Below are 23,513 nucleotides of genomic sequence, written 5' to 3'. Positions count from 1 at the left end.
ATACTTATTGCTTTTAAATACTTTAAAGTAACTTGCCAACAAATTGGCATTTAACACATAATAACAAGAGTTAAACTGTACTTACACGAAAAATCGTACCTATATTAATAACATAGCACGATGTTACGTTTATTGAATTTTTCAAATAAATGGACTTTACAGTATACCTACTTTTCAATTAGACGGTGACGATTTATAAATGGCTGAAGACATACTGCTCAAACACGAAGACCTCGTAAATGAGCTAAAAACCTATTTAGGTAACGCAAAGTTCGACCTAATTTTCAAATCTAAAACAGCAGGTTTAACAAAGCCTGAGCAGTTTTTAATGAAAATGGAAATGTCGCGCCTATCTCAGCCAGTTGCCCGTTTTGTTGACCTGCGAGGCTTAGTAACAGGCCAAGTTCGCCCGTATGAGCACAATGGTAAACAACACTTTATGGATGACACCGCCATAGAAGTATTTGAGGCAGCCTTAAAACAACACGGCGGCTATACTTTAGCGGTATACGAAGCGGTAATGAATACCGAAAACAACCATCGCGTACTACAAAAACAAGCACAAGAGCAAAGTGATACACAAGTTGAAAACGACACTCTGACTACCAGCGTAATAAAATTTGCCTCTTATGAAAGCCGCTCTGAGGAGCGAATGAACTACTCGATTAAAGTTAAAATTGAGTACAACGATAAGAAAAACATTGCCGCGAGTACCTCAGATATCTCTTTGAGTGGTTGTAAAATTAAGCTTCCTACCCGCCAAATTATAAAAAAAGGGCAGCTAATTGCCATGCGGCTAGTAGGGCTTGAGCAAGATTTTGAGCTAGGCCTTAAAAATGGCATTCAATATGAAGTAGTTGCAGTAGAAAACATATCTCGTGAATATAACCACATTCGTTTAAAGCGTACTTTTATAGAAAAAAATGAAGCATTCGATAATTTTTTAGATAGCTTTATAAACGGTAATAAACGCCGCTATAAAGTGAACTTAGATAACACCCTAGATGCAGTGGTTTCAAAGGGTTATGAGCAATATTATATTCCGCGCGTTACCTCTTTATACGTGTTTTTAAGTAAAAAAGGCGAACAAATTGTTCCTAGTTTAAGCCTAACCACTGAAAATAATATTTTTATTCAGCGCTATTTTACTGATGAACGAAAAGTGCCCTGCTTATATAGCATTTTAAATAATCAACGTATTAGCCAAATGCTTACCCAAGTAAACGCAGTAAAAGAAGATTACTTATATACGTTTACTCATGTTTCTGCAGGAAAAATCTATTACTACTCAGCCACGCGTACAGAGCTTAATAACAACCCTAAATTAAGAAACCTGTTTTTAGGGTTTGGTAGCCAAAAAGACAGTTGGCAATGCTTTAAGTTACAAGTTATGCCAAGCCACCCTGATGATTCGTTTATTCCATTATCGTTGCCTAATTCGGCGGGTAAAAACATAGAAAAGCTTAATAAGCCACCTTCTCCAAGAGTGGCAGGCCTTATAAAAGATGTAAAATATATTGCGGTTTTAACCGCCATTGGCAACAGTGAAGAACAAGCGCATTATAAGAAGCAGCCCTACGATAAGGCGTTAGTTAACCAGCTTAAACATTTTGGCCACGCTAAGCATAATAAGCCTCCTTATTTAGATATTGTGCCACTAGAGTATGTAAACTTACGCTCTCACAAACGATACTTATATAAAACACCTGCCGAGCTTACGTTTGAGGATAAGCAGTATCAGGCTCATACTCGGGATTTTTCGGTTATGGGCTTGCAATTAGAGTCAGACTCGCCGGTTAGCTTTAAAAAAGGTGATATTGTTTTACTGTCTTTCCCCGATTTACAAAAAATAACTAAAAAGCATAATTTAAGTGAGCTTAAATACGAAGTGATGGCAATTAGTAAGTCGTTAACGACCATTAATTTAAAAGCCAACAGAGTTGCTGACTTACCACATGCAGGGGTTAACTTTTTTACCCAATTAATTCAAAGTAATAAAGATAAATTAAAAGTGTCTGAAGAAGCCCCTAAAATAGAAGGCCTTTCTACCGCACTGAGAAATATGGTGACCAAAAGTGTGTGCCAATTCCCGCTTTATTTACATAAAGAAGCAAGCCACTTTATTCCAGGTGCCATAGGTTTTGGTTTATATGCCAGCCCAATTCACGTGATTTTACAAAATTTTGGCTTATTAAATAATAAAACTGACCTAAGCCATATTTTAACGCAGCAACAAATTATTGATGTGATCACCCCAAGCATTAAAGATCGTAGCCGACAAGACCCGCCTTTGCCATTTACACTCGCAATTAATTTTGACCCTAAACAAGATAACATTGAAAAGGCTGTGACGAGCCAATGCGTACTAGGCGAAAACTATTCAAGCTTTAGTGAGCAAATTAGCGCAGGCGTTAAATCTGAGCTGGTATTTGTTATGCGCTTGTACTTATCGCGAACGGGTCGCCCAGATACAGACTACCTATCAAACGAACTTAAATATGTAAGCCAATATGCAATGCACAAAGCAAAAGACATAGAAGAAGCGCTGTGGGCAGTATCTGGGGTGGGTGATATTGTAGATATAACCGACGAAGCGCTTAGCCATTTAGAGTTAGATCAAAAGCAGGTCGCTCAAATGGGCCGCAGAAAGCTGTTATGGTTAAACCGCTTGCGCTAAGCGGCTTAATACCAATCGACTTAAAAGTTTATAGCGTGCTAAATAAAGCGTTAGCGGCGTTATAAACTTCTCAAATAGAACAACTACATGTCGAAATTTATGCCTTGTTATCACGCTATTTATCTGTCGCTCTAAATAACTTAACCCGATTGGTATAACTTATTTTGGTGGTTATTCTCAGGTTACTTCTTTAAGGGAATAGCCAACATATACAACAATTGCAGTAACGAGCCCTGACATATAGCCGCTTGAGCTTGCTCCACCACTTTTGGTTTACCATGTACGGCAACACCTAACCCTGCTTTTTCCATCATTAGCAAATCGTTTGCACCATCGCCAATGGCTACCGTTTGCGTATTTGCTAAGCCCAGCTTTTGCTGCAGTGTTTCTAAAACAACCGCTTTTTGCTGCGCATCAACAATGGCACCAGAGACTTTTCCTGTGAGTTTATTGTTTGCAAATTCAAGCACATTAGCGTGTACTTCATCTAAATTAATCAGCTGCTGCACACGCTCGGCAAAGGGTACAAACCCGCCTGATGCTATAGCAAGATACCAATTATGCTGCTTTAAAATTTGGCATAACGCTTTAATACCTGGCATTAATGGTAAGGTGTTTTTTAAGTCTTCAATTAAGCTTTGCTCTATGCCGGCTAACTTTGCTACACGCTGATTTAAACTTTCGCTAAAATCTAGTTTGCCCGCCATTGCAAGCGCGGTCACCGAAGCCACATCGTCATATACATCTGCTAAACGTGCAATTTCATCAATACACTCTATGGTGATGGCGGTAGAGTCCATATCCATAACCAGCAACCCTGGCTCATATAGGTTAGGTGGCGTTGTAACTTGCACTAGCTGAAAATCAAGCTTGTTTGCAAACTCTCTTAGCGCAAGCGGGTTAATTTTTTGCTCTGCCTCTGGGCTATAAAAACACAGAGCTGGGGCTAACCCTAAGTCGGGCTGATATTGACATACAGCGGTTACTTTAAGCGCGTGCGTTTTTAGAAAGTCGATAATACTCGTTACATGCTTCAGTTCAAAATCGCCCGCAAACGCAATACTAAATAACCCAACGGTTTTATCTGGTATTGTTTGAGCAGGAGTAAAACTCCCTTCTTTGTAATCAAACCATGTGTTTAGCGTTAAAGAATGTAATGCTTGCTCAGCAGCTGGCTGTGCCATGTTCATTTGCGACATGGGTTCTCCGTGTTTGTTATTTATTTTTCTAATTTGGCGTATCAATTAGGGTATTCATAACGCTAAATTCGCCATCGGGGTAGATTTAAGGTTATAGTTAGCGTAGTTGTAACATCAAATCAAAATGCTGTCAGTAGCATATACGGTGACTATGAAAAATAACCATATAAAAAGCCCTTTGTCTGCATCACAAAGAAAGCGAATCGTTCGCTTGTTATTGGCTGCGGGCTGTTTTGTATTACTGAGTTTTGTAGGTGTTAACAGTAGCTTTGAAAGCCACCAACTACTTTATAATAGTGCCGATAATACTGCCAAAAGCTTAACCTCATTTATGGCTCTTAATGCTAAAGAGCCATTGCTTGCTAAAAATAAGCCACAGCTTAGAGCTTTGTGTAATGATATAAGCAAAGACGAGTTTGTACTTTCAGCCACAATATACGATCAGCAAGGCGTACTTATAGCCAGCAGCGATCACTGGCAATCGCACCATATATTTGGCCAATTGCCAGAGTCCACCCCAGGGATTAGTAAACTAAAAACCCCATTTGTTGAGCCTGTTATAAGCGACATAGATAAGCCTTTAGGCTTTGTATCTATTACTTATTTAACCCGCGCGGCGATATCTGACAGCCACAATCACTTTCATGATTTAGGCAGGCAAGTTTTATTAATGCTAGTAATAGCCTGTATTTTTACATGGCAGCTAGGGCGAGGCCTAAAACGTTGGCAGGTAAATCGCTATATGCAAAAAACCTCAGAGCAAGAATCGTAAAGCTGCTGAACAAGTTCGGCTTTATTACTATTTGGCTTTAAGCTGCATAAAACTTCAAATACAGCAGGAATATGCGCAGGGGTGTTAATTTCTCCCTGATGGCCACTTAATGGCATTGAGGGCGCGTCCGTCTCAAGCACTAAATGCTGCGGTTCTATTTGAGCAATTACATCACGGGTTTTTGCTGCTCGTTCATAAGTAATAACGCCACCTACACCTAATTTAAAGCCCTGTTTAATATAATACTGTGCTTGTTGCATGGAGCCTGAGTATGCATGTATCACGCCGCCATATTTTGGCTTGCAGCGCTTAAACGCATGCGCAATTAAATCATGGCTTTGCCTGTGATGCACAATAAGCGGCAGCTGGAGCTCGTTAGCAAGGGTGATGTGTTGCTCAAATAGGCTGGTTTGTTTTTCAAGGTCATCAATACTTCTATCAAGCCCGCACTCCCCTATTGCCACCAGCTGCTTTTTATTGGCTTTTGCAAAATCGAATAACTGCGCTAAGTGAGCATCTTTATGCTCATCTAAAAAGTAAGGGTGAAGCCCTGCGGCAATATGTACTTGTGGGTATTTAGCTTTAAATTCAATTAGCTGCTGAGATTGCGCCAAGCTAATACCTGGCACAACAAAGCGCTCAACACCTTTAGCCATACACTCTTTTATGAGTGATCCGCGGTTTGCGTCAAACTCAGTAAAATCGAGGTGGCAGTGGGAGTCTATAAACTTCACAGCGTAAACCGGTTAAGGGTTTAAACGTGTTATTTGCCAGCTATTATCGGTTTGGCGCTGATATATAAAGCGGTCGTGTAAACGGTGTGCGCCGCCTTGCCAAAACTCTATTTTAGTAGGCACTACGCAGTAACCGCCCCAAAAATCAGGCAATGGAATTTCACCATTAGCAAATTTACTCTTCATATTGGCAAAGGTTTCCATAAGCACTTTGCGCGATGAGACCGGCCTGCTTTGCGCTGAGGCCCATGCTGCTAATTGGCTTTCTTTAGGGCGCGATAAAAAATATTTAGCGACTGCAGCCGTCGGTAATGGTTTTGCCTCACCGTATACAATCACTTGGCGCTCCATATGATGCCACGGAAAATGTAGCGATATTTTGTTATTGCCTTTTAGCTCTTGCGCTTTACGTGAGCCGGTATTAGTAAAAAATACAAACCCGTTATCATCTAAATGTTTTAGCAATACAATACGCTGTGAAGGTTGCCCGGTTTCATCAACCGTTGCCACAACCATGGCCGTTGGGTCTGGAATATTACTGCCCACAGCATGCTCAAGCCAGGTTTCAAATTGTTTGAATGGATCATCTTGCAAGTTATCTTCGCTTAGCGCGTCTTGCAGGTATTCACGGCGGATGTCTTCGAGTTTCATAAACAAATCCTTCTCTGTTTATTAAAGCGTATGTGGGTAAGTAAGGTCAGGCAATTAATAGTAATCAGTAATAAGAACAATTTTATATTTTGGGTTAGTGCTTGGTTAATGTTGGGTTTCGTTTCACTCAACCCAACCTACGGTGCTATCAGCTATCAGCTATCAGCTATCAGCTATCAGCTATCAGCTATCAGCTATCAGCTATCAGCTACAAAATGATCAACTTACAAAAGTTCGTCAAGTAAAGCCTAAAATCATCTGCAAGTGTAGGAGTGCTAGCAAGGCGGTAAAACTATTTATGCCAAGGAGCATACGGTTTGTATGTGACTTAGGCTGAATAGTTTTACCAACGCAGCTAAAGCGAACTACACAACTCAGATATCTGCAAGTGTAGGAGTGCTGACAAGGCGAAGTGCTTTTTTATGCCAAGGAGCATACAGTTAGTATGTGACTTAGGCTAAAAAAGCACGACAACGCAGTCAAAGCGAACTACACGCAGCAGAAGGTTCACCTATGTAGTTTAGCCTAAGACAAGGCATCCACCTCCTACTTATCCCTATGAGCATACGATTTGTATGTGATTAGGGTAAGTTGGGGTGGATAACGCAGTATTAGGTTAAAATACGACGGTGATTACATTTGCTCCATGACTTCAATGCCTAACAAATCCAATCCTGTTTTTAGCGTATCTGCCACTAAATTACATAACACTAAACGGCTGTCACGTACGTTTGGCTCTACGCCTTCTTTTAGTACTGGGCAGGCTTCGTAGAATGTCATGTATAGGCTAGCTAGCTCGTATAAGTAGCTACATAGTACGTGCGGAGTAGCCTCAGAGATCATTAAATCTAGGACTTCTTCAAGCTGTAGCAGTTTAAGCGCGAGTGCTTTTTCTTGCGGCTCGGCTATAGCTACATCTGCATTTAGCGTAGCGGCATCGACACCTGATTTACGGAAAATACTGCGCACACGGGTATAAGCATATTGTAAGTAAGGTGCTGTTGCGCCTTCAAAGCTTAACATGGTGTCCCAGTTGAATATGTAATCGCTGGTACGATGCTTAGAAAGATCAGCGTATTTAACAGCGCCAATACCTACTTTACGCGCAATTTCGCTGCGATCATGATCTGATAAATCAGATTCACGCTCAGCAAGTTTTGTTGCTGCACGGCTAATTGATTCTTCAAGTAAATCAGCAAGTTTTACTGTACCACCTGTACGGGTTTTAAATGGTTTACCATCGGCGCCCATCATGGTGCCAAACGGGCAAAACTCATAGCTTGTTTCATCGCGTAAAAGGCCTGCTTTACGTGCGGTAAGCTCTACTTGATTAAAGTGAAGGCTTTGGCGTGCATCAACAAATATTAAAATACGCTCAGCACCTAAGGTATTTGAGCGGTAGTTACACGCGGCTAAATCGGTGGTTGCATATAAAAAGCCGCCGCCAGATTTTTGCACAATAAACGCCGATGGCTCACCATCTTTATTGGCAAGTTCATCTAAAAACACCACTTGTGCGCCTTGCGACTCTACCGCTATGTTTTTATCTTTTAACAGGCTAATAATATCGTTAAGCTCACTGTTGTAAGCACTTTCAGCCATAATATCGTCTTGGGTAAGCGTTACGTTTAGACGTTTGTAAACTTCTTCAGAGTGCTTAACAGAGGTCGCTATAAATAGCTTCCATAGTTTTTCACAGTGCGCGTCGCCGCCTTGTAGTTTAACTACATAGTCACGGGCTTTATCGGCAAAGCCTTCTTCATCGTCAAAACGTTTTTTAGCATCGCGGTAAAACGTTTCTAAATCAGCAAGCGCTACCGACTCTAAGTCTACGCCTTGGCTAATTTGATCTTCTAAATGCGCAATTAGCATACCAAATTGTGTGCCCCAATCGCCCATGTGGTTTTGACGAATGACTTTGTCGCCTCTAAATTCAAGCGCACGTACAATCGCATCACCAATAATGGTTGAACGCAAATGGCCTACGTGCATTTCTTTTGCAAGGTTAGGTGATGAGTAATCTACCACGACAGTTTGCGGGTTTGCGTGCTCGTTTACAGCCAGTTTTGCATCGCTGTTAGCTGCTTTTACACTGTTGGCTAAAAACTCAGGCTTTAAATGAATATTAATAAAACCCGGGCCGGCAATTTCTGTTTTTTCAGCGATGTCGGTTACATCTAGGTTATCAATAATTTTTTGCGCAAGCTCACGTGGGTTGCTTTTCATTTTTTTAGCGGCGCCCATTGCTCCATTAATTTGGTAATCACCAAACTGTGGGCGTGTGCTTTGTGTAACAGCTGGGTTTGTGTCTTCTGGTAGGCCTGCTGCGGTCATGGCGGCAATGGCTTTTTCTACTAAAATAGTACGAATGTTCATTATATTATTTACCTTTGTAAGCCCGCCATAGCAGGCTTTCAGTTAACTTTAGTCAGTCGATTCTAGTTTTCGCGCGTATGGTTAAAGGTTACCTCTGGGTAACGCTCTACCGATAAGTTAAGGTTTACACGGCTCGGTGCTATGTAAGTTAAGTTATCGCCACCATCGAGTGCTAAGTTGCTTTCGCACTTACGTTTAAACTCTTCAAACTTTTTAACATCGTCGCTGCTTACCCAACGTGCCGTATTTACATTTACGCCTTCGTAAATTGCATCTACGTTGTACTCAGCTTTTAAGCGCGCTACAACTACGTCAAACTGAAGAACACCTACCGCGCCTACAATTAAATCGTTGTTAGTAAGCGGTCTAAATACCTGTACAGCACCTTCTTCAGAAAGTTGTACTAAGCCTTTTAATAATTGCTTTTGTTTGAGTGGATCGCGCAAACGAATACGACGAAACAGCTCAGGCGCAAAGTTAGGAATACCGCTAAATTTAAGCTTTTCGCCTTGCGTAAAGGTATCGCCAATTTGAATGGTACCGTGGTTATGCAAACCAATAATATCGCCCGCATACGCATCTGCTGCACGCTCACGATCGCCCGCCATAAAGGTTACCGCATCAGAAATACTAATTTGCTTACCAAGGCGTACGTGGTTCATTTTCATGCCTTGGCTGTATTTACCCGACACAATACGCATAAAGGCAATGCGGTCACGGTGTTTAGGGTCCATGTTGGCCTGAATTTTAAACACAAAGCCGGTAAAGTTTTCTTCTGTTGCGATTACTTGGCGGTCATCTGTTTCGCGCGGTAATGGCGTTGGTGCCCATTGCGTTAAACCATCAAGTACATGGTCTACACCAAAGTTACCAAGGGCTGTACCAAAGTACACCGGAGAAAGCTCACCTGCTAAAAACAATTCAAGATCAAACTCATTTGAGGCACCAATTACCAGCTCTAGCTCTTCACGTAATTGCTCAGCGAGTTCTTCACCAATGGCGGTATCAAGCTCTGGGTTATCTAGGCCTTTTACAGTGCGAACTTCTTGAATAGTATGACCTTGGCCTGTTTTGTATAAAACAGCTTCGTCGTTATGAATGTGATAAACACCTTTAAACTCTTTACCACAACCAATTGGCCAAGTAATAGGCGCACAGGCAATATTTAGCTCTGTTTCTACTTCATCAAGTAGTTCCATTGGGTCACGAATATCACGGTCACACTTATTCATAAAGGTAACAATAGGCGTGGTACGTAGGCGCGTAACTTCCATTAGCTTACGGGTACGTTCTTCTACACCTTTTGCGGCATCAATAACCATTAAACACGAATCTACCGCGGTCAATGTACGGTAAGTATCTTCTGAGAAGTCTTCGTGTCCAGGGGTATCAAGTAAATTAACCAGCGCATTGTTATACGGAAACTGCATTACAGAGGTAGTAACCGATATACCACGCTCTTTTTCCATTTCCATCCAGTCAGACTTTGCATGCTGATTAGAGCCACGGCCTTTTACAGTACCGGCTTTTTGAATCGCTTGTCCGAACAAAAGTACTTTTTCGGTGATGGTGGTCTTACCAGCATCTGGGTGCGATATGATTGCAAAAGTCCTTCGCTTGCTAATTTCGTTGATAATATTCTGGTCTGCCATTAATAAGTTCTTTTAGTTTGATGCCAAGTTACATGCATAACATTGAGTGTATGCAAGGCAACCCGTTAAGTTGATCGTTATTAACTGGGCTTTGAGCAATTTAGTGTGAATAAATTGACAACAATTAACGCCATATAGCTAATTTTTTAATAGTGGCAATTGTAACAGGAGTCGGTATAAAAGTGTGCTATCTAACTCAAAAATATCTTGGCTTTATATGCAAAAGGAAGGAGTAACTAATTTTAAGGGCCAGCAACATGGTTACTGGCCCTGTAATTAACGCAATGTGCTACTGCGTTATTGAAATACTTGGCACCACCGACATACCTACTCGTAACTGCTTAAGCGCCGGCTGGTTTGCATCTAAGCTAATTTTAACCGGTAAACGCTGCACAATTTTGGTGAAGTTTCCCGTGGCGTTATGAGCACCAATGGCTGAGTAGCTCACGCCACTGGCAGGGCTTAGGCTATCAACGTGGCCACGTAAAATTTGCCCTGGTAGTGCATCTACTTTTATTTCAACTTCTTGGCCTACTTTTACATTAGCTAGTTGAGTTTCACGGTAGTTTGCACTAACAAACACTTTATCAAGGGGTACAACAACCAATAGCGGGCTGCCTGGGTTTACATACGCCCCTACACGCACCGATTTTTGGCCAACTATGCCATCAATAGGCGCTGTAATTTGGGTGTACGATAACTTAAGTTCGGCATCTACTACACGTGCTTTAGCTTGTACAAGCACAGCTTTGGCTTTTTCAATATCGGCACGTAAAATTTCAATCTGCTGCTTTGCTGCCGCAAGGCCTGCTTGGTTTTTATGCAAGTTTGCTTTTTGAATAGCCAGCTTTGCTTGTGCTTCTTCTCGTGCTTGCACAGTGCCTGAGCCATCGGTTGCTAAGTTGGTATAACGCTTTAAATTTAACTGCGCTAATTTAAGTGATGCAGTGTCGGCCTCTACCGCAGCTTGCGCTTGTTGTACCAACGAATCTTGATAAGTTAACTTAGCTTGCAAGCTAGCTACACTTGCTTTAGCACTATTAGCTTGGGCTTTAGCAGAATCTAGGGCCACTACAAAATCGCGATTATCTATGGTGGCAATTAAATCGCCTTTTTGTACTCGCTGGTTATCTTTAATGAGTACTTGATCTACCGTGCCAGATACCTGAGGCGCCACAAAGGTAAAGTCGGCTTGCACGTAGGCATCGTCAGTTGTTTGAGTTGCACTTTGCGACTCCGGTTTATTAAGATAAATAATACTGCCTGCAACAACGGCAAGTATAGTTGCTACAACGGTTAATTTAACTACTTTTGGTAAGGCCATAATATATTACTCAACGATTAAAATTTAAGATTTACTAAGATTCGGGGCTGGTACAAAGTTCATACATAGCGCCAGCGGAATTAATACAAGTGCTAACACACCAAGCACCAAGTAGGCATCACCTACCGACATCACTAACGATTGCTGGGCAATAACGCCACCTAATTGCTCATTAGGTATGGTGTTTGCCAATGAATTACCGACCAGTGAGGCGCGATCTAATAGCATTTCGTTATGAAAATGACTGCGCACCGTTAATAGCTGCCCCACAACAGCCCCGCCAATAAGCGAGCCAAACACACGTAATGTGTTTATGGTTCCCGAAAAAAACGGCCCTTCGCTTGGGTCTAGTACACTGGTCATTAAAAATAAAATAGAGACCACTGCCATGGGCTGGCCAAATGCTTGCAACAGCTGCGCTGTGATAAATTGATCCCGATGCCATAAAGGCGTAATTTGTACGCCGCTAAAACAGGCCAGCGCAATTAAAAATAATCCAATTGACATCACAATGCGGGCGTCTACCCATTTTTTGTATAAAAGCAGTGCCACTACCGAGCCAAGTACAAGTTGTGGTAGCGCAATTAATAACCCTACTGGCGCTAGCTGTAATGCTCTATAGCTATGCAAATTGGCTAAATGGGTTGAGGGCAACATTGAGCCCGACATCAACACCACTAACAACATGGTAAGCAGTACAGAGCCAATACCTAAATTGCGTCGGCCTAATAATTGCGGTCTCATAAACGGCGCTTTGTGATGCCACTCGGTTAATACGTAGCAGCCAAATAAAATTAGCCCACCAAAAAAACATACACTAATAAGCGATGAATTAAACCAATCTAAACGCACACCTTGATCAAGCGCGATGGCAATTAACGTCAAAGACGATACGCCGCACACTAGGCCTAACCAGTTTCCTTCTTTAAAGCGCGCATATTTAACGCCCTCTTTTGGGAGCCCCCACGCAGTTAGTGAGCCCGCAATAATACAAAGCGGAATAACTTGCCAGTAAATCCAGCGCCAGTCCGATAACACATCAGCCCACTGCCCGCTTAGCCAAATAGCTAAATTTGGGGCGAATGTAGCGGTCATGGCGTAAAGCGCTAAACCGTGTAAACGTATGTTAGGGGGTAAAAATTTAAGTGCAGCCATCATTAATATAGGAATGAGCGCGCCACTACTTACCCCTTGCACAAAACGCAGCGCAATTAATAAGTTTAAATCATGAATAAAAGGCAAAATTGCCGCAATAACGCCACATATAGTCACCATAGAAATATGAAAGCGTCTAACCGATAACGTAATGGCAAACCAAGAAGCAAAAGGCATAGCGATTAGCTCCCCAACGGTATAGGCGCTTGAAAGCCAAGAGGCATCGTCTAAACTAGCCCCTATTACGCCCCTCACATCTGCTAATCCAAGTGCCCCTACTCGGTTATTTAAACCCGCCATCATAGCGGCAATAAAAATGCCTAATAGCCCAGCGAGTGCTTGTTTTGATGGCCCTGCGGGCTTAGCAACAGGTGCTGCATTTTGTACAGGCACATTAATCGTGACTGCATTCATTACTCGCCCTCCGCCTTGGCTGACATGGGCGCAAGCGCACTTTCAGGTAGCGCGTCTGGGTTCCAGCCACCACCGAGAGATTTATACAAATTTACAACCGCAATCGAGGCATTGGTTGCACTGTTATTTAACTTAGTTTGGCTTGCTAATAAATTACGTTGCGCCGTTAAAACACTAAGGTAGTCGGCTGCCCCTTGCTGGTAGGCTCTTTCAACGGTTTGTAAAGCCTGCTTATTAAAGTCGTGGGCAATTTCAACTTTGTGATGGTGATTTTGCTGCGCAGCCCAGCCATCTACTGCGTTATCAACTTCGTGCCACGCTTTTAGTACAGTTTGACGATACGTTAATGCCGCGTTTTTCTCGCGCTCTTTAGTAAGCTTAAGCTGTGACTTTAAGCGCCCACCCTGAAAAATAGGCAAATAAACATTTGGTCCCACTGAAAAAACACGTGAATCCCAGGTTGATAAATCACTCTGCGCATACCCTTCAACTCCTAATGAGCCCGTTAAAGTAATGCGTGGGTAAAAATTCGCTTCGGCCGCGCCAATAGCGGCAACAGCGCTGTGTAAGTTTGCTTGCGCTTGCAAAATATCTGGGCGGCGTTTCACAAACTCTGATGGAATAGCCGAAGGGATTTCGCTTGGCATAACAGGCGCAGCAATACGCTCGGCTAACAAAGTATTTAAGGCACGTGGTTTTTCACCTACTAGCAACGCAAGCGCGTTCATTAACACATTACGGCGCTGCGTTTGCTCTGGTAGCGCAGCATTAATTGTTGCCAGCTCTGCTTTTGCACTAATTGTTTCAAAACGTGTACTTACACCGTTTTTTTCGCGGCTTTGTGCAAGCTTTAACACACGCTCTGCAATGGTTTTGTTTTCGTGTGTTATGTTGAGCTGCGTTTGTGCACTGCGCAGTAACAAATACGTTTTAGCCACCTCGCCAGCTAAGCTAACACGCGCGGCTTCACGCGCATACAAAGAGGCCTGCAGCATAGCGACGGCCCCTTCTTCAACACGTTTATTACGGCCCCATAAATCAAGTTCCCAGCTGGCATCAAAACCAAGCTGCCAAAAGTTATCAGGGTCTGAGGGCGCACCGAGTGCAACAAACTTACCATTTTCGCTCAGCCCTTCGCGCTTGTAGTCAAACCCAGCAGATACACTGGGTAAGCGGTCTGCCGATGCAATACCCAATGCCGCGCGGCTTTGGGCAATTCGGCTTGATGCTAGCTGTAAGTCAAGATTACCTAACTGTGCTTTGCGCTCTAGCTCCGTTAAAATAGGATCGTTTAAAATTGTCCACCAATTCCACGCCAATTCAGCATTACCGCCTTGTAGCTGAGTAAATTCGGGAGTTGGCTTTATAGCATCGTTGTTTATATTTGTATTAGGCTCTTCAAAGTTAGGACCCACTACACAACCCGACAAAGCCGCAGCTAATGTAAGCGCAATAGCTGAATGCCGCGAATAATTAAAAAGTCTTTTATTAAGACACTGATTAGCCATTTTTAAATCCTAAATTAATAACACAATTATTTATGTACTGTACCGCTCGGTTCGAGTGATAAGCAAAAAAAAGCTAAGCACGCTAATTGCTGCCTAGTCACACCTTAAATACATTTAAACAGGGTAATACCGATAGTTAACAGCTGCAAAAAACACCCTTAACTTAAAGCTCAAATTGAACTGTACCGCTCGGTTTGATATGCTAGGCTTAATTTAACATTATGTCAAGGTGAAATGTAATGACAAAAACGCTTACTGATGCCCAAAACACTCTGCCTCCAAGTGAATTAGAGCTTGGCGCAAAAGCACGAACGGTATTACATGCTGCACGTAAAATATTTTTAATTCATGGTTTTAATGGTGCAACCACCGACATGATCCAACGTGAGGCAGGCGTATCAAAATCGACGGTTTACGCTCACTTTGCAAATAAAGAAATTTTATTTTTAGCGGTCATTAAAAGTGAATGCGAAATATTTACAGCATCAATCGATAATATAACGTTTAAGCCAGGCAACTTAACAGAAAACTTACGCCGCCTTGGGCATGCTTATTTACAAATCGCTCTATCAGAGACAGCAATGGCTCTATACCGAATTGTTGTTGCTGAAGCCCCCCGCCTACCCGCCCTAGGTCATATGTTTTATAACTCTGGCCCGCGGGTGGTAAAAGGCAAGGTCTCTAATTATTTAAAAGCGGCAGTGGAATCTAAAGAGCTTGATTTTGAAGAATTAAACATTGAAGAAGCCACTAACCTATTTGTTGCCTTAATGCGCAGTGAGCTACATTTAATGTACTTAACTCACCCCGATCAGCCTGTGCTTAAAAAAGATATAGACCGCTGGGTAGAAGTAGCAATAAACTTTTTAGTGCGCTCTTACGGTACGGCTCACACTCAAAAGAACTAATTTTTAAATGTGTAATACTTTAAATAAATAGCATTTTAAAGCCACGCATTAATTTTAAGCGTGGCTAAATTACCCTTAATGCCAATGCCCTAACAACGCATATTTTAATGCATTGTGCTAAACACTAATAAATATAAAAATAGCGCTACGGGTTTACCCCTTGCGCTCAATTTATGACAGGCATTGATACTGCACTGTTAGCTATATAATTAAAAAACCAAGCAGCGCAGCCGCTAACTTATTTAAAACAAAGCTAAATATAGCGCCTTAAAAGATAATCTCGCTTTCGGTGCTCACTAGCCGTATTTAAACCAATTATATACACACTTTTTTTACGCTAAATTAACCCAAATCAGCTTACGCTTCTTGTGTAATAAAGTCGTAACGCATATCATTGCTAGATTGCACGGAGGATAAGTAGTTTGGTCATGAAAACCAGTAAGTTAAGTATTCGATTATTATGGTATATAACCCCGCTTGTTATATTACCCTTGTTGTTTTTAGGTGGTTTTACATTAACTAACGTAACCAACTCAACACAAAAGCAGGCTGATCTTATAATGAGTCGCTTTGTTGAGCAGCAACAGCAAAAGGTTTTCAACTACATAGACTCGTTTCATTCAACAGCAAAACTACTGTCTACCTCGCCTGTTTTAAACGATTTTTTATCAAACGACATTCATGCTGATGGCAGTTATACCCGCCGCTTAGGGGCACTAATGGATGTTTTTGCCAGTTATAGCGAAGCCTACCCAGATATAATTAGTATTAACTTAGTCTCGGCCAGTGGTAAAAGTGACGCGTATTATTCTAATAATTTAACAACCGCACCGCAGTCATACCCATTTTTTAAGCAAGTACTGCAAAGTAATTTGCGCCAACAACAATTTATGGTGCAAAACAACGACGGCACCACCAACTTATTTTTTGTACAGCGCGTACAAAGTGTTGATTACTATTTAAAACGCCCACAACAACTTGGCTTTATAGTATTGCAAGTTGAACCCTCTATATTAAACACGAGTATTTTAGAAGCACCTTATAACAACACCCTTAATTTACTGCTAACCAACGACGGGCAAATTTTATTTAGCTCAGACTACAGCTTACGCGGGCAATATATTACCGAGCACGAGCTTGAACAGGTTCACGATTTAGCCGATGTAGGCACCCTTTCGACGATAGAGCTTTCGAGCATAGATAAAATAGAAAGAATGATATTTGCTGTACAAATGAGTGGCGGTTATTACTTTGTATCAACCATTCCAAAAGGCGTGCTTTATCAATCGGGTAAGGCAATTAGCTTAATCACAGGCTTAATTGTGATAATTTCGGTGATCACCCTGCCCATCCTTATTTTTGTGGTTGTGCGCAATTTACTGCTAAACCCAATTGAGCTTTTAGGGGCCGCCAGCCACCGTGTAGGTGATGGTGATTTATCGGTAAATTTACCTGCTCATACAAATGATGAAGTTGGGGTGTTGTTTAACGATTTTAACCACATGATCAACCAAATTAGACACTACCAAGAACAGCTAGAAGAATATAAACACCACCTAGAAGACAAAGTAGAAAGCCGTACTAAAGCGCTCGAAGCGATGAACAGCCAGCTTGAACTTGCCATAGCTCAAGCAGAGCAAGCTAACCAGCTTAAAAGCCGTTTTTTAGCAAATATGAGTCACGAGATTCGCACCCCACTTACGGCCATTATGGGCTTTACCGAGCAGTTATTAATTAACGATAAAGTGGTTAACGACAAACAGCATTTAAATACCATTTTACGCAACTCTAAACACTTATTAGAGCTAATAAACAACATACTCGATTTATCTAAAATAGAAGCAGAAAAGCTCGCTGTAGAGCAAGCCCCCCTTAATGTAGTGCAGCTGGTTCACGATATAGAATCAATTATTGAACCGCTAGCACACGAAAAACAACTCGGGTTTAGCATTCATTACGAGCTGCCATTACCGCGCACTATTTATAGTGATATGACGCGTTTAAAACAAATTTTGATAAACATAGCCAGCAATGCCGTAAAATTTACCGAACAAGGCAAAGTATCAATTTGTGTGCATTATTTGCAAAGTAAGCAGCAGCTTGAATTTGTGGTTAAAGACACCGGTATTGGTATGTCTGAGCACCAAATAGAGCGTATATTTAAACCTTTTGAACAAGCCGATGCCACCACCACGCGCCGCTTTGGAGGCACAGGATTAGGTTTATGTATTTCTAAAAACTTAGCGCAGTTATTGGGTGGCGATGTTACTTTAAAAAGCGAAATTGGCATAGGCAGTCGCTTTGCTATTACCGTTGATTGCCATATTAACGAGCCTAAACAGTCACTAGAGCTTTTAACTGAGCAAGCACAGCTTATTCCAGAAAAAGACCCTTTCTTGTCGTTTGCCACTTCTAGTTTTGATGCCAACATATTAGTTGCCGAAGATAACCCCGATAACCAGCTACTTATAAAACTGCTATTACAAACCTGGGGCCTAGAGCCAGATATGGCTAACAATGGTGCACAAGCAGTAGAAATGGCGTTAGTAAACGACTACCAGCTAATTATTATGGATATGCAAATGCCTGTAATGGGCGGCCTTGAGGCTACTAAAATGCTACGTCATGCAGCCTACGATGGGCCCATTATCGCGCTTACTGCCAATGTAATGAACCATGATATAGACACATACATTGAGGCAGGTTGCGATAAAGCGCTGGCAAAACCCATTGATAAAGACGCGCTTGAAAACGTGCTAGTTAGTTACTTAAACCTTGAAAAAGATAATCAGAACAAGTGGGATAGTTTACTAAAAAGTGAAAAGTTTCAACAAATTAACGATAACTATGTGGCTAACCTGCCAAGTTACCTGCAAAAGGTAAACAGCTTAAAAGCCAGTAACGATGCAGAAGCACTTCGAAGTGTAGCTCATAGCTTAAAAGGCAGTGCTGGTTGCTTTAATTTTGACGATATTTACCACAGTGCAGCGCTACTAGAAGAAAACCTGCTTAGTAATGACCAAGCGCAGCGCCCCACATTAATTGTAAATTTAATTAATGCTATTGAGCAAACCATAGCTAAAAGTAAAGAAACAGCCTAAAAATACGTGTTTTACTTTAAAGGTTTATTTAGCGCTTAATTTAACCCTTTAACTAAACCCTAAGTTAAGCGCCATACCCATTAGTATGGCGTCTTCATAGCCATTTTTAGAGGGCTCATTGCTTGGGTAATAGTTTTTACGTACCGACATTTGCGTAAAGCCAGCATGTTCGTAAAGCGTTATTGCACGCGCGTTTGATTCGCGTACTTCTAAAAAAAGGTTTTCAGCATTTTGCTGCTCGCCATATTCAATAAACTGGCTAAGTAACTGCCTTGCAATACCTTTACCTTGCTCACTGGGCGTTACACAAATATCCATAAGGGTAAAGTCAGGCCCGGCCTTTTCACCTATATAAAAACCTACCAGGGTGTTTTCATCAAACGCCGCTAAATTAAAGTAACGACCGCCCATGCAAGAGCTCATTGTTTTAAGAGACCAAGGATGAGAGTGGCAGGCAGTTTCAATAGCCATTAATTGTGCTATTGCGCTTTCGTTTACAGGTTTAAAGTTTATCAAGGTGTGTGCTCATTAAAGCCCATAAAGCGCGCTTATCAGAAGCACTGAGCTGTGAGGTTGGTAGTGTAAGCTTATCGTCGGCTAACTGTATGTCTGGCCCTTTTAAAACATGATTAATTGTTAAAGAAGGTGCACTTAAACGTATATCACTTAATAACTGTTTGCTCAGCGCTAAAGGCTCAGCTGGAGTGCTTTGTGAAACGGCTAAAGTAGTCTCAGTATTTTTAGGACGATAATGCTGATTTAGTTCAAGGTTTTCTATACCAAAAATAGCTGCGTAACGTGGATGCATAACAACTCAGTAGATTAAACACTAGAACAATATATGAAGTAATAAAAACGATGTAAAGAAGAAATGGCAGGGGCGGAGAGATTCGAACTCCCAACCGTCGGTTTTGGAGACCGCTGTTCTACCAATTGGAACTACGCCCCTGCAATGTCGACGAATTATAGAGACCTTTTAGAAAAGGTAAAGTAAAAAATTAACTTTTTAGTTTAACTGCTTTTTAATTATACAAAACGCTGAATTAGCAAACTAAATAGCGCTGTAAAGCCACTTTAACTTTAACAGCTACTTACCTTTAAAAAATAAATGCTGCTCAGCTTAGCGTAATTAAAACTGCAGTGTATGCTTTAAAACCGTGCAAGCTTAATAACTGCGGTACTGTTTTTACCTACGCTTAGCCCAAACGCTATGTTGTAAATTCCTTCTTAAGTGTTAAATACTTTAAGTAGCATGGTGTATTTACACTTGCTGCTAGTTATTTTTATAGCGGTTTAGCTTGGTTGAGTTGCTGTATACATAAACAAGTCAATAACATTGGCAGCATTTATGATACAATTTAGCGTCTAGGGGATCCGCGTTATACCAATCGTGTTAAGTTATTAGTCGCTTATAGCGACAGATAAATAGAGCGGTTACAAGGCATTAATTTTTACATGTAGTTGCTCTACCTGAGAAATTTATAACGCTGTTAGCGCTTTATTTAGCTCGCTAGAAAGACTAAGTATTTAAGTCGATTGGTATTACCACCTAATTGCATATTTCATCATGTATCTTACTTACGCGGGTCATTCACAATGCAAATATGGAGGAGCTTTACTATTAGCAGCTGCTGGTAGTTCACGCCGTGTTATATGAAGTTTAAATCAAAAAAATACAGTATCGATTCAACCGATTACCAAGTAGGACAAGATAACGTTAGCAAATGGGGCATGGATATTCATACTAATGTATTTTCTGTTTCTATTGGCCTATCTCTACTTTTTATAATTACTCTACTTGCACTCTCGCCTAACGAAGCTAAAGAGGCGATTAACTCAATAAAAAATGCCGCACTAACTAATTTTGACTACGTATTTATGTGGGGCGCCAATATATTACTGCTGTTTGCAGTGGGTATTGCCGCTTCACCGCTGGGTAAAATTCGCCTTGGCGGCGATAAAGCAACTACAGACTATTCAACCTTATCGTGGGTATCTATGCTGTTTGCTGCAGGCATGGGTATTGGTCTAATTTTTTGGGGCGTGGCAGAGCCCACCGCCTTTTACACCGACTGGTTTGGCACGCCTCTTAATGCAGAAGCCTTTACCGAGCAAGGCCGAGAAATGGCTTTAGGGGCTACTGTTTTCCATTGGGGTCTGCACGCGTGGGCAATTTACGGTATGACCGCTTTATGCCTAGCCTATTTTGTTTATAACAAAGGCTTACCGCTTTCTATGCGCTCAATATTTTATCCGCTTTTAGGAGATAGAGTATGGGGCAAGTTAGGTGATGTTATCGATGTAATGGCGGTATTAGTAACCCTTTTTGGTCTAGCTACGTCGTTAGGCTTAGGCGGGGCACAAGCTGCCAGTGGTATTAGCCACGTGCTCGGCTTTAAAAGCTCTTTATTATTACAACAAGGCATTATTTTATTAATTATGAGCTTGGCTATCCTCTCTATTGTGCGCGGTATGGATGGTGGCGTTAAACTCCTAAGTAATATAAATATGGGCATAGCATTTGTGTTTTTAGCGCTGGTATTTATTTTAAACTTTACCACGGTACTTGATTCTGCCTACACGGCCGTAATAGGTTATGTTAAAAATATCATACCTCTAAGCTCAAGCACCGGCCGAGAAGATACACAGTGGTTACATGGCTGGACTGTATTTTATTGGGCGTGGTGGGTTGCATACGCACCTTGCTTTGGTATGTTTGTAGCGCGTATTTCAAAAGGGCGCACCATACGCGAGTTTTTAGTGTATGTATTACTCATTCCTACCCTTGTGACTACTGCTTGGATGTCGGTTTTTGGTGGTGTTGCGATTGATCAAATTATAAATGAAGTTGGGGTACTTGGCGCAAATCAAGGCATTACAGATGTAACGCTTAGCTTGTTTTATATGCTAGATGCTTATGCATTTGGTACGCTGCTTTCGCTTTTAGCTGTGGCGTTAATAATTATCTTTTTTGTCACCACCCTCGACTCCGGCTCTATTGTGATAGATAGCCTTACATCAGGCGGAAAACTAGAAGTACCTATAAAGCAAAAGCTAGTATGGGCCGTTATTGCCAGTATTATTGCTATGTTAATGCTGTGGATTGGTGGCACCGATTCAATCCAAGCATTGCAATACATTACTATTATTGCCGCCCTGCCCTTTACTATTATTTTAATTTTAGGCTGTATTAGCCTAGTTAAAGGGCTACTTACAGAAACCGAGCAACCTACGCCCGTTCCTGCAAAATAAACCCGCTTAGCTCACTTCACTTAATGAGTTTAGTGGGCAAGAGCTAACGGTTTTTAGGCATAAAAAAAGTCCGTGTAAGCGGACTTTTTATTATTTAGATAACAAAACTATGTTTGCTATCTAAAAGGCATTAACCATTAGTAAAGACGGGTGTTATTCCCACTCAATAGTGGCCGGTGGTTTACCAGAAATATCGTAAACAACACGTGAGATACCGTCAATTTCGTTGATGATACGGTTAGAAACCACACCTAAAAACTCATACGGTAAATGTGACCAACGCGCCGTCATAAAGTCGATAGTTTCAACACAACGTAGTGATACAACCCAATCATATTTACGTGCATCGCCCATAACCCCTACCGACTTAACAGGTAAGAATACAGTAAACGCTTGGCTTACTTTATGATAAAGCTCAGCTTTGTGTAGCTCTTCAATAAAGATAGCATCAGCACGACGTAGTAAATCACAGTACTCTTTTTTAATTTCGCCAAGTACACGAACACCTAAACCTGGCCCTGGGAATGGGTGGCGGTAAAGCATGTCGTACGGTAAACCAAGCTCTAAACCAATTTTACGTACTTCGTCTTTAAATAATTCACGTAATGGCTCAACTAAGCCCATTTTCATGTCATCAGGTAAGCCGCCCACGTTGTGGTGAGATTTAATTACGTGTGCTTTACCTGTCGCTGAAGCGGCTGATTCTATTACGTCTGGGTAAATAGTCCCTTGACCTAACCACTTCGCATTTTTAAGCTTTTTAGCTTGCTCATCAAATACATTAATAAACGTATGGCCAATGGCTTTACGTTTTTCTTCTGGATCTGATTTGCCTGCAAGGTCAGCTAAAAATTGCTCCTCAGCGTCTACTTTAACAATGTTTAAGCCAAATTTATTGCCAAACATGTCCATAACTTGCTGACCTTCGTTTAAGCGAAGTAAGCCATTATCAACAAATACACATGTTAGGTTTTCGCCAATTGCACGGTGGATCAGCATTGCTACAACAGATGAATCAACACCTCCTGATAAGCCTAAAATAACTTCGTCATCGCCAACGGTTTCTTTAATGCGCTCAATAGCATCATCAATAATTTTGGCAGGTGTCCATAGCTTTTCACATCCACAAATATCAATTGCAAAACGCTCTAATAAACGTTGCCCTTGATGAGTGTGCGTTACTTCTGGGTGAAATTGTACACCGTAAAAACGTTTTTCTTCGTTAGACATAGCAGCATGCGGACACGTTGGTGTTTTAGCTGTAGTGCTAAAGCTTGCCGGCACTTCCATTACTTTGTCGCCGTGGCTCATCCACACGTCTAAAACGCCGTTGCCGCCATCGGTAATATGATCTTCAATTGCATCGAATAATGCACAGTTACCCACTTTTTCTACTTGTGCATAACCAAACTCTTTTTTATCTGAGCTGTGTACACTGCCGCCAAGTTGAGCTGCCATGGTTTGCATGCCGTAACAAATACCCAGCACTGGCACGCCAGCGTTAAACACGTATTCAGGTGCACGCGGGCTGTTCTCTAGTGTGGTTGACTCAGGGCCACCAGATAAAATAATACCTTGTGGATTAAATTCGCGAATTTGCTCTTCGGTCACATCCCATGCCCACAGCTCACAGTAAACGCCAATTTCGCGGATACGACGCGCGATTAATTGAGTGTATTGCGAACCAAAATCTAAAATTAGAATTCGTGAATCGTGAATATCTTTGCTCATGAAGGATCTCGTAAAGTAGATGCTAGATTCCACTAATTTGCTTAGTGGCTATAAAAGAG

At 41.6% G+C, this 23,513-nt stretch carries 16 protein-coding genes and 1 tRNA gene; 5 read left to right on the top strand and 12 right to left on the bottom strand.

Annotated elements, in window-relative coordinates; translation table 11 throughout:
* Nucleotides 1-199: 199 nt before the first annotated feature.
* Nucleotides 200-2,677 carry a PilZ domain-containing protein gene (locus tag SJY38_RS02450; RefSeq protein ID WP_286741795.1) on the top strand — a complete coding sequence of 826 codons (2,478 nt, stop codon included), beginning with the start codon at nucleotides 200-202 and terminating at the stop codon, nucleotides 2,675-2,677.
* A gap of 182 nt (nucleotides 2,678-2,859) precedes the next feature.
* On the opposite strand, the gene serB is transcribed toward SJY38_RS02450, so the two are convergent.
* Nucleotides 2,860-3,876, bottom strand: coding sequence for a phosphoserine phosphatase SerB (gene serB / locus SJY38_RS02445; protein WP_377109253.1), 1,017 nt, complete (start codon nucleotides 3,874-3,876; stop codon nucleotides 2,860-2,862).
* 151 nt (nucleotides 3,877-4,027) lie between these two features.
* Between serB and SJY38_RS02440 the strand changes: the two genes are divergently transcribed.
* On the top strand, nucleotides 4,028-4,648 hold the full coding sequence (locus SJY38_RS02440; RefSeq protein ID WP_096739180.1) for an AhpA/YtjB family protein: 621 nt from the start codon (nucleotides 4,028-4,030) through the stop codon (nucleotides 4,646-4,648).
* On the opposite strand, the gene SJY38_RS02435 is transcribed toward SJY38_RS02440, so the two are convergent.
* The 7 genes from SJY38_RS02435 to SJY38_RS02405 form a co-directional block, all read right to left on the bottom strand.
* Complete coding sequence (locus SJY38_RS02435; protein ID WP_154945618.1) at nucleotides 4,615-5,382, bottom strand: TatD family hydrolase; 768 nt, start codon at nucleotides 5,380-5,382, stop codon at nucleotides 4,615-4,617. The genes SJY38_RS02440 and SJY38_RS02435 overlap by 34 nt on opposite strands.
* A 12-nt stretch (nucleotides 5,383-5,394) precedes the next feature.
* Nucleotides 5,395-6,033, bottom strand: coding sequence for a pyridoxamine 5'-phosphate oxidase (pdxH, locus tag SJY38_RS02430; RefSeq protein ID WP_096739178.1), 639 nt, complete (start codon nucleotides 6,031-6,033; stop codon nucleotides 5,395-5,397).
* Between the two features lie 633 nt (nucleotides 6,034-6,666).
* Nucleotides 6,667-8,409, bottom strand: a complete 1,743-nt coding sequence (gene argS / locus SJY38_RS02425) for an arginine--tRNA ligase (protein WP_248442783.1) — start codon at nucleotides 8,407-8,409, stop codon at nucleotides 6,667-6,669.
* A 62-nt stretch (nucleotides 8,410-8,471) separates the two neighbouring features.
* The gene (gene prfC / locus SJY38_RS02420) at nucleotides 8,472-10,061 is read right to left on the bottom strand and encodes a peptide chain release factor 3 (protein ID WP_004586154.1); all 1,590 of its coding nucleotides are present in this window, start codon (nucleotides 10,059-10,061) and stop codon (nucleotides 8,472-8,474) included.
* Between the two features lie 289 nt (nucleotides 10,062-10,350).
* Nucleotides 10,351-11,385, bottom strand: a complete 1,035-nt coding sequence (locus SJY38_RS02415) for an HlyD family secretion protein (RefSeq protein ID WP_064385284.1) — start codon at nucleotides 11,383-11,385, stop codon at nucleotides 10,351-10,353.
* A 24-nt stretch (nucleotides 11,386-11,409) separates the two neighbouring features.
* Nucleotides 11,410-12,954 carry an MFS transporter gene (locus SJY38_RS02410; RefSeq protein ID WP_377109252.1) on the bottom strand — a complete coding sequence of 515 codons (1,545 nt, stop codon included), beginning with the start codon at nucleotides 12,952-12,954 and terminating at the stop codon, nucleotides 11,410-11,412.
* A complete protein-coding gene (locus tag SJY38_RS02405) occupies nucleotides 12,954-14,462 on the bottom strand; it encodes an efflux transporter outer membrane subunit (RefSeq protein WP_377109251.1) in 1,509 nt (502 codons plus the stop codon). Before SJY38_RS02405 ends, SJY38_RS02410 begins: the two co-directional genes overlap by 1 nt.
* A gap of 239 nt (nucleotides 14,463-14,701) precedes the next feature.
* Between SJY38_RS02405 and SJY38_RS02400 the strand changes: the two genes are divergently transcribed.
* Nucleotides 14,702-15,370 carry a TetR/AcrR family transcriptional regulator gene (locus SJY38_RS02400; RefSeq protein ID WP_377109250.1) on the top strand — a complete coding sequence of 223 codons (669 nt, stop codon included), beginning with the start codon at nucleotides 14,702-14,704 and terminating at the stop codon, nucleotides 15,368-15,370.
* Nucleotides 15,371-15,798: 428 nt separating this feature from the next.
* Nucleotides 15,799-18,471 (top strand): ATP-binding protein, encoded by a 2,673-nt coding sequence (locus tag SJY38_RS02395; RefSeq protein ID WP_054982743.1) that lies wholly within the window; start codon nucleotides 15,799-15,801, stop codon nucleotides 18,469-18,471.
* A 48-nt stretch (nucleotides 18,472-18,519) separates the two neighbouring features.
* Here the strand turns inward: SJY38_RS02395 and rimI are convergent, their stop codons facing one another.
* The 3 genes from rimI to SJY38_RS02380 form a co-directional block, all read right to left on the bottom strand.
* On the bottom strand, nucleotides 18,520-18,987 hold the full coding sequence (gene rimI / locus SJY38_RS02390; RefSeq protein WP_286744170.1) for a ribosomal protein S18-alanine N-acetyltransferase: 468 nt from the start codon (nucleotides 18,985-18,987) through the stop codon (nucleotides 18,520-18,522).
* Nucleotides 18,974-19,279 (bottom strand): hypothetical protein, encoded by a 306-nt coding sequence (locus tag SJY38_RS02385; RefSeq protein ID WP_286744172.1) that lies wholly within the window; start codon nucleotides 19,277-19,279, stop codon nucleotides 18,974-18,976. The genes rimI and SJY38_RS02385 overlap by 14 nt, the downstream gene beginning before the upstream one ends.
* 64 nt (nucleotides 19,280-19,343) lie before the next feature.
* Nucleotides 19,344-19,420: transfer RNA gene (locus tag SJY38_RS02380), tRNA-Trp, on the bottom strand.
* A 704-nt stretch (nucleotides 19,421-20,124) separates the two neighbouring features.
* Here SJY38_RS02380 and SJY38_RS02375 point away from each other — a divergent pair.
* Nucleotides 20,125-21,723, top strand: a complete 1,599-nt coding sequence (locus tag SJY38_RS02375) for a BCCT family transporter (protein WP_348689179.1) — start codon at nucleotides 20,125-20,127, stop codon at nucleotides 21,721-21,723.
* A 153-nt stretch (nucleotides 21,724-21,876) separates the two neighbouring features.
* On the opposite strand, the gene guaA is transcribed toward SJY38_RS02375, so the two are convergent.
* Entirely contained in the window at nucleotides 21,877-23,454 is a 1,578-nt protein-coding gene (guaA, locus tag SJY38_RS02370) for a glutamine-hydrolyzing GMP synthase (protein ID WP_024033152.1), read from the bottom strand.
* Between the last annotated feature and the right edge of the window lie 59 nt (nucleotides 23,455-23,513).

Source organism: Pseudoalteromonas sp. R86517 (genome assembly GCF_042466295.1).
GTDB classification, from domain to species: Bacteria; Pseudomonadota; Gammaproteobacteria; order Enterobacterales; family Alteromonadaceae; genus Pseudoalteromonas; species Pseudoalteromonas atlantica.
This window is presented reverse-complemented; position numbering and strand designations above follow the sequence as displayed.

Coding starts and splice junctions, on each gene's coding strand:
- SJY38_RS02450 (WP_286741795.1), top strand. CDS start 200: ATGGCTGAAGACATACTGCTCAAACACGAAGACCTCGTAAATGAGCTA.
- serB (WP_377109253.1), bottom strand. CDS start 3,876: ATGTCGCAAATGAACATGGCACAGCCAGCTGCTGAGCAAGCATTACAT.
- SJY38_RS02440 (WP_096739180.1), top strand. CDS start 4,028: ATGAAAAATAACCATATAAAAAGCCCTTTGTCTGCATCACAAAGAAAG.
- pdxH (WP_096739178.1), bottom strand. CDS start 6,033: ATGAAACTCGAAGACATCCGCCGTGAATACCTGCAAGACGCGCTAAGC.
- argS (WP_248442783.1), bottom strand. CDS start 8,409: ATGAACATTCGTACTATTTTAGTAGAAAAAGCCATTGCCGCCATGACC.
- prfC (WP_004586154.1), bottom strand. CDS start 10,061: ATGGCAGACCAGAATATTATCAACGAAATTAGCAAGCGAAGGACTTTT.
- SJY38_RS02415 (WP_064385284.1), bottom strand. CDS start 11,385: ATGGCCTTACCAAAAGTAGTTAAATTAACCGTTGTAGCAACTATACTT.
- SJY38_RS02410 (WP_377109252.1), bottom strand. CDS start 12,954: ATGAATGCAGTCACGATTAATGTGCCTGTACAAAATGCAGCACCTGTT.
- SJY38_RS02405 (WP_377109251.1), bottom strand. CDS start 14,462: ATGGCTAATCAGTGTCTTAATAAAAGACTTTTTAATTATTCGCGGCAT.
- SJY38_RS02400 (WP_377109250.1), top strand. CDS start 14,702: ATGACAAAAACGCTTACTGATGCCCAAAACACTCTGCCTCCAAGTGAA.
- SJY38_RS02395 (WP_054982743.1), top strand. CDS start 15,799: ATGAAAACCAGTAAGTTAAGTATTCGATTATTATGGTATATAACCCCG.
- SJY38_RS02385 (WP_286744172.1), bottom strand. CDS start 19,279: ATGCATCCACGTTACGCAGCTATTTTTGGTATAGAAAACCTTGAACTA.
- SJY38_RS02375 (WP_348689179.1), top strand. CDS start 20,125: ATGAAGTTTAAATCAAAAAAATACAGTATCGATTCAACCGATTACCAA.
- guaA (WP_024033152.1), bottom strand. CDS start 23,454: ATGAGCAAAGATATTCACGATTCACGAATTCTAATTTTAGATTTTGGT.